A 17,499-nucleotide genomic window follows, 5' to 3' on the forward strand; every position below is an offset into this window, starting at 1 on the left:
GCCCACCAGCTGCCGCCGGAGGTGAACGCATCTTCAGTCGGCTAGGCGACTTCGTGGTGCGGCGCCCGTGGCCGGTAATCGGCTTCTGGGCGCTGTTGGTCGTGCTGCTGCCGCTGTTCGCGCCGTCGCTGACCGACATGGCGCAGCGCCATCCCGTCGCGGTGCTGCCCGCCGCAGCCCCGTCCGTCTCGGCTTCGGCCAAGATCTCCGCCGCATTCGATGAGGACGGCTCGGAAAACGTGCTGACGGTACTGCTCAGCGACGAGCAGGGTCTGGATCGCGCCGATGACGAGGTCTACCGCACGTTGGTGGACCGGCTGCGGCACGACACCGAGCACGTGGTGATGCTGCAGGACTTGCATGCCACTCCGGCGCTGCGGGAGGTGCTCGCCAGCAGCGACGGCAAAGCGTGGATCCTGCCGGTCGGGCTGGCCGGCGACCTGGGCACGCCCGAGTCCTACGCGGCATACCTGCGAGTCGCCGAGATCGTCAAGCAGACCGTCGCCGGATCGACCCTGACCGCCGACGTCACCGGCCCGGCGGCCACGGTCGCCGACCTGACCGATGCCGGGGCGCGGGATCGCCTGGCCATTGAGTCCGCGATCGCCGTTTTGCTGTTGATCATTCTGGCGGTCATTTACCGCAATCCGGTCACCATGGTGCTGCCGCTGATCACCATCGGTGCGTCGTTGGTGACCGCGCAGGCGGTGGTCGCTGCGGTCTCACTGGCTACCGGCATGGCTGTCTCAAACCAGGCCATCGTGCTGCTCAGTGCGTTGATCGCCGGCGTCGGAACCGATTACGTCGTCTTTCTGGTCAGCCGCTATCACGACTACGTGCGGATGGGCACGGGCGCGGCCGAAGACAATCAGCAGGCGGTGCGGCGGGCCCTGACGTCGATCGGCAAGGTGATCGCCGCATCCGCTGCGACCGTGGCCGTGACCCTAATGGGAATGGGCTTCGCCAAACTGGGGGTGTTCGCCACCACCGGCCCGGTCCTGGCGATCGGGATCGCGGTGGCTTTCCTCGCGGCGGTCACCTTGCTGCCGGCCATCCTGACGTTGGCTGGGCCGCGCGGATGGGTGGCGCCGCGTCGCGAACGGGCGGCCCGACTTTGGCGGCGGACCGGGGTACGAATCGTGCGGCGGCCCAAGACGTATCTGATCGGGAGTTTGGCGCTGCTGCTGGCCCTGGGCAGTGCCGCAGGGCTGATTCGGTTCAACTACGACGACCGCAAGCAATTGCCGGATTCGGTCGACAGCTCGGTGGGGTATGCCGCTTTGGACCGGCACTTCCCGGTCAACCAAACGATCCCGGAGTACTTGCTGGTGCAGTCTCCCAACGACTTGCGCACTCCGCGGGCGCTTGCCGACATGGAGCAGATGGCATACCGGATCAGCCAGATCCCGGGTATCGCCGCCGTCCGCGGTGTCACCCGGCCCCGAGGCGAGTCACTTGAGGAGGCCCGAGCGACCTACCAAGCCGGCGAAGTCGGCGATCAGTTGGGTGATGCCGCCGGCCTGATCGCTGAGCGCGACGGTGACCTCGATCGGCTATCCACGGGCTCCCGGAAGCTGGCAAATGGCCTCGGAGATCTGAACACCCAGGTCAGCCAGTCCATTGGTAGCGTGCGCAGTCTGGTCGACGCGTTGGCGTATCTGCAAAATCAGTTCGGTGGAAACAAGACCTTCGGTGAAATCGACCAGGCCGCAAGGTTGCTCAACAGTATCCGTGCGCTCGGCGACGCCCTGCAGGTGACGTTCGCCGGACTCGCGGCCAGCTTCGATTGGGTCGATCCCGTCACCGAGTCTCTCGATGCCAGCCCGACGTGCGATGCCAATCCGATCTGCGGGACGGCGCGAGCTGAGTTTCGCAAGCTGCAAAACGCGCGTGCCGCAGGCACTCTCGATGAGATCTCCAGTCTGTTTCGTCAGCTGCAGTCGGCGCAGCCCTCGCAGACGGTGTCGTCGGCGGTCAGCGGGCTGAACCGCTCCCTGCAGTCGGCCGCGCAGTCGCTGCATGCGCTGGGATTCGACAATCCGCGCCGGGTGCAGCGGAAGATCATCGAGATGCAGAACGGCACCAACGACCTCGCCGTCGCCGGTCGCCAGGTGGCCGACGGGGTGCAACTCCTCGTCGACCAGACCAAGGAACTGGGACTGGGATTGGACACCGCGTCGGCGTTTCTGATGACGATGGGCCACGACGCGTCCCAGCCGTCGATGGCGGGATTCAATGTGCCACGGGAGGTTCTGGCCACCGAGGATTTCAAGAGGCTGGCGCACACCTTCGTCTCGCCCGACGGGCATTCGGTGCGGTATTTCATCCAAACCGATGAAGATCCGTTCAGCATCAAAGCCATGGACCAGGTCAACGCCATCCTTGCCACCGCCCAGGCGGCGCAGCCCAACACCACGCTTGCCGATGCCTCGATATCGATCGCCGGATACCCGGTGACGCTGCGTGATATCCGTGACTACTACGAGCGGGATATTCGGCTTATCGTCGTCTTGACCACCCTGGTAGTGCTGCTGATTTTGACCGTCCTGCTGCGAGCGGTTGTCGCCCCGATCTATCTGGTGGGCTCGGTGATCATCTCGTACCTGTCGGCGGTCGGGCTTGGTGCCCTGGTCTTCCAGGTCTTGTTGGGTCAGCAATTGCATTGGAGCGTGCCAGGTTTGGCATTTGTGGTGCTGGTGGCGGTGGGCGCCGACTACAACATGTTGCTCGCATCCCGATTGCGCGACGAATCGCCGCTGGGCGTGCGTACCAGTGTTATCCGCACGGTCGGGTCAACCGGTGCGGTGATCACCGCAGCGGGCCTGATTTTCGCCTCCGCCATGTTCGGACTGATGTTCGCCAGTGTCGGTGCTGTCGTTCAGGGCGGCTTCGTGATTGGCGCCGGCATCCTGGTCGACACCTTTGTGGTGCGCAGTATCACCGTGCCGGCCGTGGCCGCGCTGCTGGGACGGGCCAATTGGTGGCCCGCGCGTCCGTGGCTGCAGCCCCGGCCCGACGATCGGAAACGCGAAACCGCCAGCGGCAGTGCGATCGAGACGGTGGCCGACGCCTGACGCGGTGCGTCAGCCGGTGAACCCGAAGAAGCTGCGAAGCTTGCCGACGGTGTCGTCGACGGCGCTGTTGGTCTCCGGTCCCAGAACCTGCACCACGTCCATCCCTGCCGGGCTGACTGAAACCGGTCGGGTGGCGGGGTCGTCATTGCGGGAATACCCGGCGTCGACCTGTGGCTGGAGGAAGGCGTCGAGCTGATCGACCAGATCGTCGGGCACGCCGGCGAATCGCAGCGGCATCGTCAGCGGCAGATGATTGATCGGAATCAGATAGGACGTTGTCGTCGCGCCCCGAGAGTTGACCGTGGACCTGATGTTTTGGGCCGGCACATCAGCGGGCGTGGTGAACGCGGCCGGAGTGTGCACGATTGCGGCACCGAGAAGTGCGTTGGCCACGGACCACAGATTGTCGGGCCGGTCGGGGAAATCGGCCATGCCGTCGTAAGCCGCGACGATCCGATTGGTGTCGTACTGGCTTTCTACCTCCGGGGGCATGACGTAGTCGTCCAGCGGCAGCCGGCTTCCCGGCGGGAAGAGTCCGGAGAGAAAGCTCTTCCCGAAAGCGTGCTTTCCCATGGGGGAGCCGAACGTCGAGAACTGCAGCATGTGCGGTGCCGGCGCATTGGGGTCGTTGGCGAGCCGGACCTGCTCCTTGTCCAGCGCCATGGTGCCCTGCGACAACCCGACCACGGCGGCCGGCTCGGTTCCCCGACGGATCATTGCATCCAGGCTGTCGGTTGCCGCATCCACCGCGGCGGCCACGGTCACGTTGTCGCGCGGAGCGTCGGGCGCGAACATGGTGGGCACCCACCGGAACATCGCGCCGGCCGGGTAGTCGATGATCTCCCGCTTCTTGTTCGGGAAATAACCGGCGCCGGCGCGTCGGGTGTAGTCCGCCCACGGTATGCCGGGGGGCCGCGCACCGCCGACCGCGTAGACGACGTCGTTGGTGGCCGCATCGCCCACCGGCGACGGTGTCGGCGCAACCCACGGGGTATCGGTCGGATGTGCCGGGGTCGCGGTCGCGGTACTGGCGCTCAATCCACTAGCCGAACCGGCGAGCCAGACCGCGAGAGCCCCGGCGACCAGTCGTTTCATCGCTAACCCCTTCAGCCGTGCAGGCCCGCTGTCGGACCCGACGTCCACCTTCTCACAGACTGAGGACACCGGCAGTGCATAGGACACCGCCGACGGCGGCCAGCAGTGCCGCGAGCTGGCCTGGCCGACGTTGCCGACCCCACTTGTGCAGCGCGGCCATGAACCTGCGGGTGGCGTGCGGAGTCACCAGGTAGGCCAGCAGTGGAATCTCGACCAGCGCAAACGCCAACGCATTGAACGTCAGCAGTGCGGCGATCTTCGTGCTGGTGGCGGCGCCGGAGGCGACGATGATCGCCAACGCGGCCAGATAGTCCACCGACGGCAGCGCGATACCCAGTCCGGCTGTTCCCGCCACCCACAGCGACCGACCTTTGAGCAGGCGCTGGGCCCGAGCAGAGAACCCGACCGGGACGGAACCGGAACGAGCCGGAGGCGTCCCGCCGGGGCGGGCGGTCAACACTCTGACGACCAGAACCGCGGCCGTCAGCAGCGCCAGCGCGCCGATGACGATCTGAACCCGCGGCAAGGTCAGTCCAGACGACTCGGTCACCGAGGGTGGTAGGACGAACAACACCACCAGGCCGCCGGTTGTCCCCATCACGAAGCCGCCGCACAGGAACGCCATCAGTTGCAGCACCGGCCTGGGCCGGTTCAACATCAGCAGCGTCAAACCGATGCGAACCGGCTCCACGCTGGTGGCAGCCGCCATCACCAGCAGGGCTATCCACATGCTGCGACTTCGTAGCGTGGGGACGCGGCCGGCTCAGCGGTCCATACGGGTGAACTGCTGGCTCTGGTACTGCTCGACGCAGGCGGCCCGGCGGACCTTGCCGCTGGTGGTGATGGGAATCGATCCCGGTCCCACCAGCACAACATCAGCGACGGTCACCCCGTGGGCTTGGGAGATCGCTGCCTGCACATCGTTTTTCAGGTCGGCAAGCCGCTGCGCGGTGTCCTCGGCGGATTCGCCGCGATCCCGAACTTCGATAATGGTGACCAGGGTCTCGTCCTCGTTGACGGGAACCGCGATGGCCGCGACGCGACCCCCGCTGATCTCTTGAAGGGTGGCTTCGATGTCCTCGGGGTAGTGGTTACGCCCGCGGATGATCAGCAGATCTTTCATGCGGCCGACGATGAACAGCTCATCCTCGGAGATGAATCCGAGGTCGCCGGTCCTTAGCCACGGGCCGCTCGGGGTGCCTTCGGACGCCCTGACCAGGGTCGCGGCGAACACCTCCTGGGTCTGTTCCGGCTTGTTCCAGTAGCCGGCAGCGACATTGGCGCCGGTGGTCCAGATCTCGCCGACAGTGCCCACCGTGCATTCGGCGCACGTTTCGGGGTCCACGATCCGCACCACCGGCGATTTCGGGACACCGTAGGTGAGCAGGGGCGTGCCCTCCTCTGTGCCAGACCGTTGCGCACTGCCGCGCGTCAACTTCTCCGATTCGAAGTAGACCGTCTGCGGCGGCCCCTCCACGTCGAGGGTGGCGACGTACAACGTGGCCTCGGCCAGCCCGTACGCGGGGTGCAGAGCCCGCGGACGGAAGTTGTAGGGGGCGAATCGGTGCAGGAAGCGCTCCAAAGTCGCGGGGTGGACGCGCTCGCTGCCGCTGACGATGCCCAGCACGTCGCCCAGGTCCCGGCCGGCCAGGTCCTCGTCGGTGGTCTTTCGCACCGCCAGTTCGAAGGCGAAATTCGGCGCCGCCGAAAATGCCCGAGTGTGGCTGGCCATCGCTTGGATCCAGCGCGCTGGACGCTGCAGGAACGCCACGGGGCTGGTCAGCTCGCATCGGTAGCCACCGAGGACCGGTGCGATGATGCCCAGGATCAAGCCCAGGTCGTGGTAGAAGGGCAGCCACGACACGATCGTGGTGTCGGGCGGTGCCACCCCGTTGAACTCCGGGAAGTAGCCGGCCATGAACTGCCGGAAGTTCACCTGAAGGTTGCGGTGCGAAACCATCACGCCAGCGGGTAGCCGAGTCGAGCCCGAGGTGTACTGCAGATACGCCACACCGCCGGAGTCGACGGGCTGATCACCCATGGCGACGTTGGCATCCAGATCCAATGCGTCGACAGCGACGACGGTTGCCGTGGCGTCGGCCCCGGATTCGCGCACATACTCGGCGACCAGATCGGCGGCCCCGGTCGTGGTCAGGACGACGGTCGGCGCGGTGTCGGTGAGTACGGCGCTGACCCGCTCGTCATGTGCGCCGGGGTGCGGCACCGGCAGGGGCACCGCGATGAATCCCGCCTGGATGGCGCCGAGGAAGGCCGCGACGTAGCCGAGACCCTGCGGGGCCAGGATGACGGCCCGGTCCCCGGCAGCGCCGTGCTGCTTGAGTTCGCGGGCCACATTGAGGGCGCGCCGATAGATCTGTGACCAGGACAGCGTCTCAGCGACACCGTCCCAGTCCTGCTCGTAATCGGTGTAGGTGTACGCGGGTTCATCGGGGGAGAGGAACGCGCGTTCGCGCAACAAAGTTAATAGGGAGACATCAGACATGGCGGTGAGGCTACCGTCACAGTGCGACATGTGCTGGGCAAGCCTGAGCGGGCGGGCCCAGAACCGCAATTTCGTCGCGGCACGGGTGGTCCGGTAACCTAGCCCGGTTGCCGACGCAGGCGACCCTCCTGCCGTGGACACCTCCACGGCCGCACTACGACCATAGGAGGTGATGAGGTTCCCATGCGTCCATACGAAATCATGGTCATCCTTGACCCCACTCTTGACGAGCGCACCGTTGCCCCGTCCCTGGAGACGTTCCTGAACGTCATCCGCAAGGACGGCGGATCGGTCGACAAGGTCGACATCTGGGGCAAGCGCCGCCTGGCCTACGAGATCGCCAAGCATGCCGAAGGCATCTACGCGATCATCGACGTCAAGGCCGAACCGGCCACCGTGTCCGAGCTCGACCGCCAGCTCAGCCTGAACGAGTCGGTGCTCCGCACCAAGGTAATGCGCACCGACAAGTCGTAGCCGACTGTCGCAGCCGTTGCGTAGGCTCAAGCTGCTAATGCAGCATCAAGCGCTGCCACCGATCCTAGGAGGGCCCCGTGGCTATAGGTGACACCACGATCACCGTCGTTGGAAACCTGACCGCGGACCCGGATCTGCGGTTCACTCCCTCGGGGGCGGCGGTCGCCAACTTCACGGTGGCGTCCACTCCGCGGGTCTTTGACCGGCAGAGCAATGAGTGGAAGGACGGCGACGCGCTGTTCCTGCGGTGCAACATCTGGCGCGAGGCTGCCGAGAATGTGGCCGAGAGCCTCACCCGCGGATCGCGGGTGATCGTCACCGGGCGGCTGCGGCAGCGGTCCTTCGAGACCCGCGAGGGCGAGAAGCGCACCGTCTACGAGGTGGAGGTCGACGAAGTCGGTCCCTCGTTGCGGTATGCCACCGCCAAGATCAACAAGGTCAGCCGCGGTGGCGGCGGAGGCGGCTTCGGCGGGGGCGGCGGTATGCCGGCCTCGGCCGGTCCGTCCGGCCCGCCAGCGGAAGACCCGTGGGGCAGTGCTCCGGCGTCCGGCTCCTTCGGTGGCGCCGACGACGAGCCGCCCTTTTAGACCAACGAACCACAGCACGAAAGAGATAGGTAGATGGCCAAATCCAACAAGCGGCGTCCGGCTCCTGAGAAGCCGATCAAGGCTCGCAAGTGCGCATTCTGCTCCAACAAGAAGCAGGTGATCGACTACAAGGACACCTCGCTGCTGCGCACCTACATTTCTGAGCGGGGCAAGATCCGCGCCCGTCGTGTGACCGGCAACTGCGTTCAGCACCAGCGCGACGTCGCGCTCGCGGTGAAGAACGCCCGCGAGGTCGCCTTGCTGCCCTTCACCTCGTCGGCGCGCTAGCCGACCCCTTAATCCGAGAAAGTACGAAACGATGAAGCTCATTTTGACCGCTGAGGTGGACCACCTCGGAGCGGCCGGAGACACCGTCGAGGTCAAGGACGGATACGGCCGCAACTACCTGCTCCCGCGGGGGCTGGCCATCGTCGCCACGCGTGGCGCGCAGAAGCAGGCCGACGACATCCGTCGGGCCCGCGAGACCAAGCAGGTGCGCGACCTGGACCACGCCAAGGAGCTCAAGGGAGCTCTGCAGGCGCTGGGCACCGTCACGTTGCCGGTGAAGACCTCCGGCAACTCGGGCAAGCTGTTCGGCTCGGTGACCGCCGCTGACGTGGTCGCCGCCATCAAGAAGGCCGGCGGGCCGAACCTGGACCGGCGGATCGTCCGGCTGCCCAAGGCCCACATCAAGGCCGTCGGTAGCCACCCGGTGTCGGTGCACCTGCACCCCGAGGTGAACGTCGACGTCACCCTCGACGTCGCCGCGGCAAACTAAGCACGTATCTCAGCAGCCCCGGCAGCGCCCTGATCGGCGCTGCCGGGGCTTTGCTGTGTTCGGAATGAGATCAGCCGGGTTAGCGCTGGCTAACTTTTAGGCCGGTCTACAAAGGTGAGCCGTTTACCTTGATGTGGAATCGCGTCTACCTGTCCGCAAAGCAACACGCCCAAGGCGGCAACCTATGACGACACGCCGAAGAGATTGTCTTCCACAATCAAAACACCCCTCGGTACCGTCCTCAACTGCGGGGATAGCACCGATTAGAAGAACAATCCACAAGTCTTCCCCACCGTCCCAAACAAATGGGGGACCGGTGTGCACACTTAATCCACACCTTTGTGAACAAGCTCGTTTGGTACGGCCGCCAGCAACGCCTAGCGTCAACGCGGCACGGCACAACGGGGGTGGCCAGAGATGTCATAGCCACCGGATATGTTCGGGCCATTAACGCCGAATAGACATTCGATCGTGCCAGTGGAGGAGGAGGGGCGCATGGCGGTAGTCGACGACCGTGGGCACTCTGAGCTGGAGGAGCCACCACGCGAAGACGTCGGCCGCCAACCGCCCCAGGATCTCGTCGCAGAGCAGTCGGTGCTCGGGGGCATGCTACTGAGCAAGGACGCCATTGCCGACGTGCTGGAGCGGCTGCGGCCCGGTGACTTCTACCGCCCGGTGCACCAGAACATCTACGACTCGATTCTGGACCTCTACGGGCGCGGGGAGCCGGCCGACGCGGTCACCGTGGCCGCCGAGCTCGACCGCCGTGGCCTGCTGCGCCGGGTGGGCGGTGCCCCCTACCTGCACACGCTGATCTCCACGGTGCCCACCGCGGCCAACGCCGGCTACTACGCCACCATCGTCTCGGAGAAGGCGATCCTGCGTCGGCTGGTGGAGGCCGGCACCCGGGTGGTGCAGTACGGCTACGCCGGCGCCGAGGGTGCCGATGTGGCCGAGATCGTCGACCGCGCCCAGGCCGAGATCTACGAGGTGGCCGAGCGCCGGAGCTCCGAGGACTTCGTTCCGCTGGAAGACCTGCTGCAGCCCACCATGGACGAGATCGACGCGATCGCCTCGCACGGCGGTATCGCGCGCGGTGTGCCGACCGGCTTCACCGATCTGGACGAGGTGACCAACGGGCTGCACCCGGGACAGATGATCATCATTGCGGCGCGGCCCGGTATGGGGAAATCCACACTGGCACTTGACTTTATGCGGTCGTGCTCGATCAAGAACCGGATGGCCAGCGTCATCTTTTCGCTGGAAATGAGCAAGTCCGAAATCGTCATGCGATTGCTCTCCGCTGAAGCCAAGATCAAACTCGGCGACATGCGCTCGGGACGGATGACGGACGACGACTGGACCCGGCTGGCGCGGCGGATGAGCGAGATCAGCGAGGCGCCGCTCTACATCGACGATTCGCCGAACCTGACCATGATGGAGATCCGCGCCAAAGCCCGCCGGCTCAAACAGAAGGCCGACCTGCGACTGGTGGCGGTCGACTACATGCAGCTGATGACTTCCGGCAAGAAGGTCGAGTCGCGCCAGCAGGAGGTGTCGGAATTCTCCCGGAACCTCAAGCTACTGGCCAAGGAGCTCGAGGTGCCGGTGATCGCGCTGAGCCAGCTCAACCGTGGTCCCGAGCAGCGCACCGACAAGAAGCCGATGCTGGCAGATCTCCGTGAAAGTGGAAGTTTGGAGCAAGATGCGGACATGGTTATACTTTTGCACCGCCCCGACGCATTCGAGCGTGACGACCCGCGTGGCGGCGAGGCGGACCTGATTCTGGCCAAGCACCGTAACGGGCCGACGAAGACGGTGACCGTGGCGCATCAGCTGCACCTGTCGCGGTTTACGAACATGGCGCACTGACGGGGCGGCGGCGCTTCCTTAACCACGAGCGGTCACAGCTGCCGTGGATTTTCCCGACACTGCACCACAACAACATCGGCTTCTATGCGATCGGCGTCGGAGGAACAGCTGACTATTCGCTGCTGGCGACCGACGGCCTCCCGGACGTTCAGATGCTCGGCGCTGGACAGAACGGCCAGTTCTTCCCCCGTTGGACCTACGAGATGGCCGAGTCCGCCGACGGTGAACTGGCACTTGACACCAGCAGCGGCGAGACCGACGAGTACGGCTACCGCCGCGTCGACAACATCACCGACGGCATCCTCAAACTGTACCGCGAGGCGGTCGGTGACCAGGTGACCAAGAACGCCATCTTCTACTACGTCTATGGACTGCTGCATGATCCGGCCTATCGGGCGGCGTACGCCGCGGACCTGAAGAAGATGCTGCCGCACATCCCGATGCCGGAGACCCGCGAGCGGTTCGATCAGCTGTCCGGTGCCGGCTGCAAGCTGGCCGAGCTGCACGTCAACTACGAGACCGTCCAGCCGTATCCACTTGAGGTGCAACTCAAGCCCGGCGCCGATCCGTCGAGCCGCGAGACGTGGCGGGTCGACAAGATGAAGTGGCGCTCGAAAACCGACCAGACCGCCATCATCTACAACGGCAAGGTCACCATCGCCGGCATCCCGGAGGAAGCCGAACGGTACATGCTCGGCTCGCGTTCGGCGTTGGCCTGGATCATCGACCGGTACCAGGTGAAGACCGACAAGGCGTCTGGCATCGTCAACGACCCCAACGACTGGTGCGATGAGCACGACGACCCGACCTACATCGTCGATCTGATCAAGCGGATCACCACCGTCAGCATTGAGACGATGAAGATCGTGGACAGCCTCTAGCTGACCGAGGAATGCCGGTATCGGTGCCAATCTGGCTGATTCAGCTGTGATCTGGCGACATCTCGTGGGCGTCACGAAGGCGCCCTTCAGGGCTGTTACGTCCTGTCGGCCCGCGTCCGTAATCTGCTGTCATGACGACCGACGATCTGTACTTGCCTCTTGCCTTTTCGCTAGCTTCCAGCCCCGATGCGTACGCGGTGTTGGCCGGGGCGGGGGTTTCCAAGGGCGCCGGCCTGCCATCGGCGTGGGAGATCGAGGTCGACCTGGTTACCAAGATCGCTCGCCAGGTTGAAGACCCCACGGAGATCAGCGACGACAACGCTGAGCAGTGGTACCGCGACAGGTTCGGCAAGCCGCTGACTTACAGCGATCTGCTGGAGCACCTCGCGCAGCGGCCCCACGAGAGAAAGGCGCTGCTGCACCGGTATTTCGAACCGTCCGACGATGAAGACTCTCCCGATAACCGAACCGAGCCGTCTCGTGCGCACCGCGCGGTCGCTCAGCTCGTTAAAGAGGGGGTCGTCCGGGTCATCGTGACGATGAACTTTGACCGACTCTTCGAACAGGCTCTACGTGAACTCGGTATCGAGCCGACGGTCGTAGCTACCGAAGCAGACGCAGAGGGGCTTGGCCCGCTTCGACTGCTGAACGTGTGTGTCATTCACCTGCACGGCGATTACCGCCAACCCACGTCGATGCGCAATACCGGTGCCGAACTCGACGGATACCCTCCGCACATGGACCGCTTGATTCGCCAGGTCATCGCGGAGTACGGGCTCCTTGTGGCCGGCTGGTCTGTGCAGCACGACGCAGCGCTCCGTGATGCGGTGAAGGCATGCTGCACCCGGCGTTTCACTACCGGCTGGGTCGAGCTTTTTCAGCTCAACGAAGCGGCCCGCGAACTAGCCGACGCCACCGCTGCAACCGTTTTCACCGCGACCGCGGACGAGGCCTTCCAACGCCTTGCGGACCAGGTCATTGCCATCCGAGAAAAACAGAGTCGTCACCCATTGACGGTGGCAGTAGCCGCCAGTCGCATCAAGCGGCAACTCTCCCAACAGGAACCGGCCATCAGTGTCCACGATATGCTCGCACAGGAGTTTTCCCGACTCCACCAGCTCCCGGACCTCAACCTCTCTGACGACCGGGATGCCACAGTGACTTTCGAGCAGCGCCGTGATCGGATCTTTGAAGCTGCCCGCGTGCCGGCCGCGGCCGTCGCGGTGCTGGCTTACTGGGGTGGGACGGAAACCGACCGCTGGTGGATCGATGATCTACAGCGGCTGTCCCGCCCGGATCGGGCGGCAGGGGAGGTCCGACTCATCAACCTGCCGCTGGCCGCTGCATCGGTGCTGTTCTACTCCGCTGGTGTGGCTGCCGTCGCTGCTAGGAATTACGGACGCGTGCGCGGCTTGTTCGTACTCGACGGAGAACCGATCGGCAGCCAGACCGGTGCCATTTCGCTATCGGCGGTTCTGGCACCGAACCAGCAGTGGGTCGCAGCACCAGTACAGGGTGTCAACCACTACGGCGCGGTCGCCCCGACGCTGGTCGAGGCATTGGGGATCAGCGCGGCGGCCATTGAAGAAGCCTGGCAACTCTTCGAAGTTGTGCGGCTGGCTTACCTTTTCGTCGCCGAGCATGGCAGCGAAGTCGCTGCTGCCGTCGCCGAATGTTCGTCGGCTGAGCACCAGCACAGTGCACTGTCCAGTGTCGGCTCCGCCTCCGCCGTCGGGTCACCCGCCGTGGAGAAGTACAAGATTATCGCCAACCTCGCTCAGCGGCGGCGCTGCCGCGCTTACAAGTTGCATCTGCTAGCGGTCGAGAAAAGTCACGTCCCCAGCGTCGGCCAATACTGGGGCAGTCCAGCCGCTGAGCGACTCGCCTCAGAGATTGCGCGCGAGGGCGACCTCCATCCCCTGGTGCGTGCGTTCGGCCGCGACGCTGCGAGTGTTGAGATGGCTGTACGCGCCGTCAGTCACGCAGTGGGCAAAGCAGCGGAAGCGGAACCTGACGCATGGCACCGAGAGCAACTCTGGCTCGACACCTCGCAACTGGCGTGACCTGTTACCCCGCGACCCGCGACTATCGAACCAGCAGGGAACTGTCGGTGACCGTGTAACACATGCCTGACACCTCGGTCAGGAGTCTCTGATAGCGGCGGGTGAGTGCCTATCGCACGCCGGCAAGGCGAATCGGCGAGGACAGGTGGGGCAGAGGGTCCGCTCCAAAGTGCTCTTTTCCCAGCGTGACTGGTGTCAGTACCCGGTGGACAATAGGGCCTTGCCCCCATGTAGTGGACACGGGATTTGTGGTTAAGCAGCTTCGGGCAGCGTAGCCGGTGTCAGGGTCCTTTCGTAGGTGGCAGGGCTGGATTGACGGCAGTGGGAGTGCCGTCGTTTGGTGTTGTAGCGGGCTAGCCATCGGAAGACCTCCCGGCGGCAGGTCGCCGCGTCCGGCCAGCAGGCACGGTCCTGCAGGATCTCGCGTTTGAGGGCGGCGTTGAACGATTCGGCCAGGGCGTTGTCGGCGCTCGTTCCCACCGCTCCCATCGACGGGATGACCCCATACTCGCGGCAGAGGGACACGAAATCCCTTGAGGTGTACTGTCTTCCGTGGTCCGAGTGGAACACGGCACCGGCCAACGTGCCGCGTAGCGCGGCAGCGGCGTTGAGGGCGTCGGTGACCAGTTCGGTGCGCATGTGATAGGCGATCGCCCACCCCGCTACCCGCCGCGAGCAGCAGTCGATCACCGTGGCCAGGTACAGGTTGCCGCCGGTGGCCAGTGGCAGGTAGGTGATGTCGCCGACATAACGGGTGTTGATCTGCGCGGCGGTGAAATCCCGCTTCAGCAGATCAGGGACTTTCTGGCTGGCCGGATCCGCCGCGGTGGTCTTGACCCGCCGCCGGCGCCGATAACCGACGATCCCGGCGCCGCGCATCACTCGAGCGACCCGCTTGTGGTTGACCCGCTCACCGTCGGGCGCACCATCGTTGAGCTCGGCGGTGATCCGCGGCGCCCCGTAGGTGTTGTCCTCGCCGTGCACCACCCGGATACGGGCGGCCAGCGCCTCATCAGCGGCGGCCTTCGCGGCGCGGGAATCGGCGCCGGCGAGCCAGGCGTAGAACGATGAACGCGCGACCTCCACGACCGCGCAGAGCCACTTCACCTCGAAGGCGTGTAGGAGGTCGGCGACGAACTGGAAGCGGCTCACCAGTTCGTCTCCCCGGCGAAATATTTGGCTGCCGACCGTAGAATGTCCCGCTCGGTGGATAGCCGAGCCTCGGTGGCGCGCAGCGTCTTGTTCTCGGCGCGCAGCCGCACCAGTTCCTGCTCCGGGCTCTCGGCCCCTGGCGCAAGCTCGGTCTCTACGCTGCCGCGGCGGTGCCGAATCGCCACGCCGGCCGACTTGCACCACGCTGAGAGCGTGGCTTCGCTGACACCGAGCTCGGCAGCGATCTGCGTAATCGTCGCACCCTCGGTATCCCGGTACAGCGCGACCGCGTCACGCTTGAACTCATCGGGGTAATTTTTCCTTGCCATCGGGTTGGATCATCTCGCTTCCCCCAGGACATTCCTGGGATTGAGCGTGTCCAACACACGGGGTCAAGTCCCATACTCACGCTTGCCAGTGTCGTCGCAAGAAGGAGGTAACGGCGTGGATCAGGTTTCCGAGGTTTGTTCAGATGCGGCGTCGCAACAGTTGGGATACATGGAGAGCACCAAGAGCGGAACAGTGAATTGGCCTAGTGGCTTGTGGAATGGTTTAAGGACTGGTGGCGTCTTGGTAAGCGGCGCATAACGGGCAAACGGGGAGTCAGGCACTATTTCACGAGCCCGGTGTGGGTCTACCCATCGTATTCAGACCTTCCCGATGGTGCAGAACGGGTCTGGTTGGTTCGGGGAATCGGGACGCCGGGAACCGCCTATTTGAGGTTTCCGGGCTCGCCCGTAACGTACTCCGTCGTCGAGATTGTTCATGAGGTGCCTGAAGACATAGCCCGGCCGAGCGAACTTGATCTCCGCGGCCAGGAGGTGGAGGACGTCCCGGCGTCCCGGTTGCAGTGGCGCAGCGTCGAAATCGACGCACTGCGTCGAGTCAAGTACGCGATCACCGCCTTGCGGGGAACGCTTGTAGGGCTGATCGTCTGGAACCTCAATGTCGATGACGAATTGAGGCAGCATCTGTCGCACGTGTATGCGGCTTATACTTCCAACGACATCGACTCTGATGGTGAATGGATACGAAAGTCGGCAGAAACGATATTGTGGGCTCCGTACGCTATATTCTGCGCGGCGTCGTTGGGATTGATCTGGCTTTTACGAAAACGGTGCAGGCTTCTGTTGACTGCGCAACCGAGCGATGAGCGAGCAATCCGGTCCGACCTTTCGATGGGATTCTTCGTGACTGGCCTGGTCGGGTTCTTGGTGAATTTCTTCTACTGGCCGGATAGCTCAGTGTGGATGTCGTATTGGACTCCTGGGATGTTGAGTGGTATCGGCGCGATTACCGCGATCTTCTACAGCTGGACTTCTGCGAACTGGGGATACCACGAGCCAGTGAAAGCCGTTGGGCGCGGCGTCAGTAGAGCACGTGTGGATCCCGATCAGTAGATCGGGATATCGCGACACGCCCGCGATTGTTCAAGAAGCCAGGCGTAACCGGACTCGCGTATCCGCTGAAGCTGGTGCTGACGGCTCCTAACTACTGGGGTAGGTGAGGGGCCGAAGCCACGCGCCAAGATGCTGCTGACCAGCAATTTTGCAACGAACATGAACAGCCTCAGCGACACGCCGAAGTTTTGTTCGAGTGGGCAGGCGTGTCTTGGTTCATCTTCGCTGCATCTCGACAGAGTTTCTACGGTCTCGCGCCGGGCTTCACAATCTCACGGGTGACTTCCAGGGGATTTCAGATGTGAAGTGGCGGTGAGACACTGTCGGACCTATCGACATGTTCTTAGCGCGCCGCTTCGAGGGTTTGCAATAGACATTGATGCATTTCCGATTGCCGGCTGATCTTCGGGCAAGAGCGTCAATGGCCAGAATGGCGCGGGTGGCTACCTGATTTGCAGAGTTTGAGCGCCAGGATTACTCGGAGCAATCAGCTGGTCCAGGTGGCGCCCCTGCGGCGGACGCGCCTACGCCTGACCCAAACTCGGCCGGTAATCAGCCGCCTCGGACTCTGCAGCAAGCAACGCACCCAACTCACCCTCCTGCTGGGCGATAAACACACCGATCACTTGCCGACATACCTCCGGCACGCTCACCCCGCGCATATCCGCAATACGTTTCAGCCCGAACAACATTGACGTAGACACGTGAAACTGAACAGCGAACGGACCGCACGAACCGTCCTCGGGTGGCAACCCCGGACCCACCACCACTGGTTCATCCACCCCGTACTCGCCCACCTCGGCACGCCGAGCTCGCTCGACAACCCCACCACGATCGCTGCCACCAACGCCGTCGGCCGGATCCCGGAACTCCTCATGACTGAACAAACCCATTTCGCCTACGCTAGACTCCGCAGCCTTACGCCGCCTCACGCCGAAGCGCAGGCTTCCGCCAACCCAGCTGAAATCCGAAGCCGCCGAAGAAGCCGACACCGATTGGGTGCTGGTCAATGAGTTGGATCGTCGCGCCCGTGCAGTCACCGACTCGCGGCGTCACTGGGTTCGCAGCAACATCCTGTCGCAAGTCGCGCCGCCCCCAGGGGCCGACGTGTTCATCGCTCGTAACTTTCACTTTCTCACCGACCTGCACTGCCGGGCCAGCATGGACGTCGCCGCACAACTGTTGGGAACCGAGACGACGACATACGAAGACATCCAGGCAATGGCCGATACCGGCGAGCGCCCTGCTGTGGTGACTTTGGCGATGGTGATCGCCGCGTTCGAGTGGAACTCCTCCCGGAGCAGCTGGCGGGCCGGCGGATCACCGTACCGCAGCGCCTATTTCGAATTCCTCGCCGGCTGCGGCTATCGACTCTCGCCGATCGAGGAGGTGATAGCCGGCCACATCGGCGTCGAGCAATTGATGTTCACCCCCGAAGGCACGGCGCGACTCGATCGCATCCGGCAACTGCGAGATCAGCAGTATCAGTTGCGGATGAGCCGCTACTACCGAAATGCCCTCAGCGAGGAGCAGTATCAGGCTGCGATCGGTTCCGTCCACGCCGAACTCAGGGCTCTAGGCGAGGACCCCGGCCCGACGTAGGACGCCGAGGCGGGCCGC

14 protein-coding genes and 1 pseudogene are annotated in these 17,499 nt (G+C 64.3%); 10 read left to right on the forward strand and 5 right to left on the reverse strand.

Features of this window, described 5'->3' with window-relative positions; all coding sequences use genetic code 11:
* Positions 1 to 56: 56 nt before the first annotated feature.
* On the forward strand, positions 57 to 3,074 hold the full coding sequence (locus tag BN4346_RS45565) for an MMPL/RND family transporter (protein WP_208863324.1): 3,018 nt from the start codon (positions 57 to 59) through the stop codon (positions 3,072 to 3,074).
* Positions 3,075 to 3,083: 9 nt separating this feature from the next.
* Here the strand turns inward: BN4346_RS45565 and BN4346_RS45570 are convergent, their stop codons facing one another.
* The 3 genes from BN4346_RS45570 to BN4346_RS45580 are packed head-to-tail and all read right to left on the reverse strand — an operon-like array spanning position 3,084 to position 6,672.
* On the reverse strand, positions 3,084 to 4,169 hold the full coding sequence (locus BN4346_RS45570; RefSeq protein WP_067976861.1) for a PE-PPE domain-containing protein: 1,086 nt from the start codon (positions 4,167 to 4,169) through the stop codon (positions 3,084 to 3,086).
* 52 nt (positions 4,170 to 4,221) lie between these two features.
* On the reverse strand, positions 4,222 to 4,899 hold the full coding sequence (locus BN4346_RS45575) for a GAP family protein (protein WP_067976862.1): 678 nt from the start codon (positions 4,897 to 4,899) through the stop codon (positions 4,222 to 4,224).
* A gap of 33 nt (positions 4,900 to 4,932) precedes the next feature.
* Positions 4,933 to 6,672, reverse strand: a complete 1,740-nt coding sequence (locus BN4346_RS45580) for an AMP-binding protein (protein ID WP_067976863.1) — start codon at positions 6,670 to 6,672, stop codon at positions 4,933 to 4,935.
* A 183-nt stretch (positions 6,673 to 6,855) separates the two neighbouring features.
* Here BN4346_RS45580 and rpsF point away from each other — a divergent pair, with 183 nt between their 5' ends.
* The 7 genes and pseudogenes from rpsF to BN4346_RS45615 all read left to right on the forward strand — a co-directional run bounded on the left by rpsF (position 6,856) and on the right by BN4346_RS45615 (position 13,327).
* Positions 6,856 to 7,146: a 30S ribosomal protein S6 gene (gene rpsF / locus BN4346_RS45585; protein ID WP_067976864.1), complete on the forward strand. Its 291-nt coding sequence runs from the start codon at positions 6,856 to 6,858 to the stop codon at positions 7,144 to 7,146.
* 77 nt (positions 7,147 to 7,223) lie between these two features.
* A complete protein-coding gene (locus BN4346_RS45590) occupies positions 7,224 to 7,733 on the forward strand; it encodes a single-stranded DNA-binding protein (RefSeq protein WP_208863317.1) in 510 nt (169 codons plus the stop codon).
* 33 nt (positions 7,734 to 7,766) lie between these two features.
* Positions 7,767 to 8,021 (forward strand): 30S ribosomal protein S18, encoded by a 255-nt coding sequence (gene rpsR / locus BN4346_RS45595; RefSeq protein ID WP_024442719.1) that lies wholly within the window; start codon positions 7,767 to 7,769, stop codon positions 8,019 to 8,021.
* Positions 8,022 to 8,052: 31 nt separating this feature from the next.
* Positions 8,053 to 8,511: a 50S ribosomal protein L9 gene (gene rplI, locus BN4346_RS45600; RefSeq protein ID WP_067976865.1), complete on the forward strand. Its 459-nt coding sequence runs from the start codon at positions 8,053 to 8,055 to the stop codon at positions 8,509 to 8,511.
* Positions 8,512 to 9,006: 495 nt separating this feature from the next.
* On the forward strand, positions 9,007 to 10,383 hold the full coding sequence (dnaB, locus tag BN4346_RS45605; protein ID WP_067976866.1) for a replicative DNA helicase: 1,377 nt from the start codon (positions 9,007 to 9,009) through the stop codon (positions 10,381 to 10,383).
* A gap of 35 nt (positions 10,384 to 10,418) precedes the next feature.
* Positions 10,419 to 11,264: pseudogene (locus BN4346_RS45610) on the forward strand (type ISP restriction/modification enzyme); the annotation flags it as partial.
* A gap of 131 nt (positions 11,265 to 11,395) precedes the next feature.
* On the forward strand, positions 11,396 to 13,327 hold the full coding sequence (locus tag BN4346_RS45615; protein ID WP_067976868.1) for an SIR2 family protein: 1,932 nt from the start codon (positions 11,396 to 11,398) through the stop codon (positions 13,325 to 13,327).
* 252 nt (positions 13,328 to 13,579) lie between these two features.
* Here the strand turns inward: BN4346_RS45615 and BN4346_RS45620 are convergent.
* Positions 13,580 to 14,808, reverse strand: a protein-coding gene (locus BN4346_RS45620) for an IS3 family transposase (RefSeq protein ID WP_096867750.1) whose coding sequence is annotated in 2 segments (ribosomal slippage) — positions 13,580 to 14,496 and positions 14,496 to 14,808 — 1,230 coding nt in all. Because the reading frame shifts where the segments join, the coding sequence is not laid out codon by codon here.
* 441 nt (positions 14,809 to 15,249) lie between these two features.
* Here BN4346_RS45620 and BN4346_RS45625 point away from each other — a divergent pair.
* Positions 15,250 to 15,879, forward strand: a complete 630-nt coding sequence (locus BN4346_RS45625; RefSeq protein ID WP_067976870.1) for a hypothetical protein — start codon at positions 15,250 to 15,252, stop codon at positions 15,877 to 15,879.
* A 524-nt stretch (positions 15,880 to 16,403) separates the two neighbouring features.
* On the opposite strand, the gene BN4346_RS45630 is transcribed toward BN4346_RS45625, so the two are convergent.
* A complete protein-coding gene (locus BN4346_RS45630; protein ID WP_067976974.1) occupies positions 16,404 to 16,772 on the reverse strand; it encodes a hypothetical protein in 369 nt (122 codons plus the stop codon).
* Between the two features lie 106 nt (positions 16,773 to 16,878).
* On the opposite strand from BN4346_RS45630, the gene BN4346_RS45635 reads away from it, so the two are divergent.
* Entirely contained in the window at positions 16,879 to 17,481 is a 603-nt protein-coding gene (locus BN4346_RS45635; protein ID WP_067976871.1) for a hypothetical protein, read from the forward strand.
* The last annotated feature ends 18 nt before the right edge of the window (positions 17,482 to 17,499 follow it).

The organism is Mycolicibacter icosiumassiliensis, assembly GCF_900078685.2.
In the GTDB taxonomy this organism is placed as follows: Bacteria; Actinomycetota; Actinomycetes; order Mycobacteriales; family Mycobacteriaceae; genus Mycobacterium; species Mycobacterium icosiumassiliensis.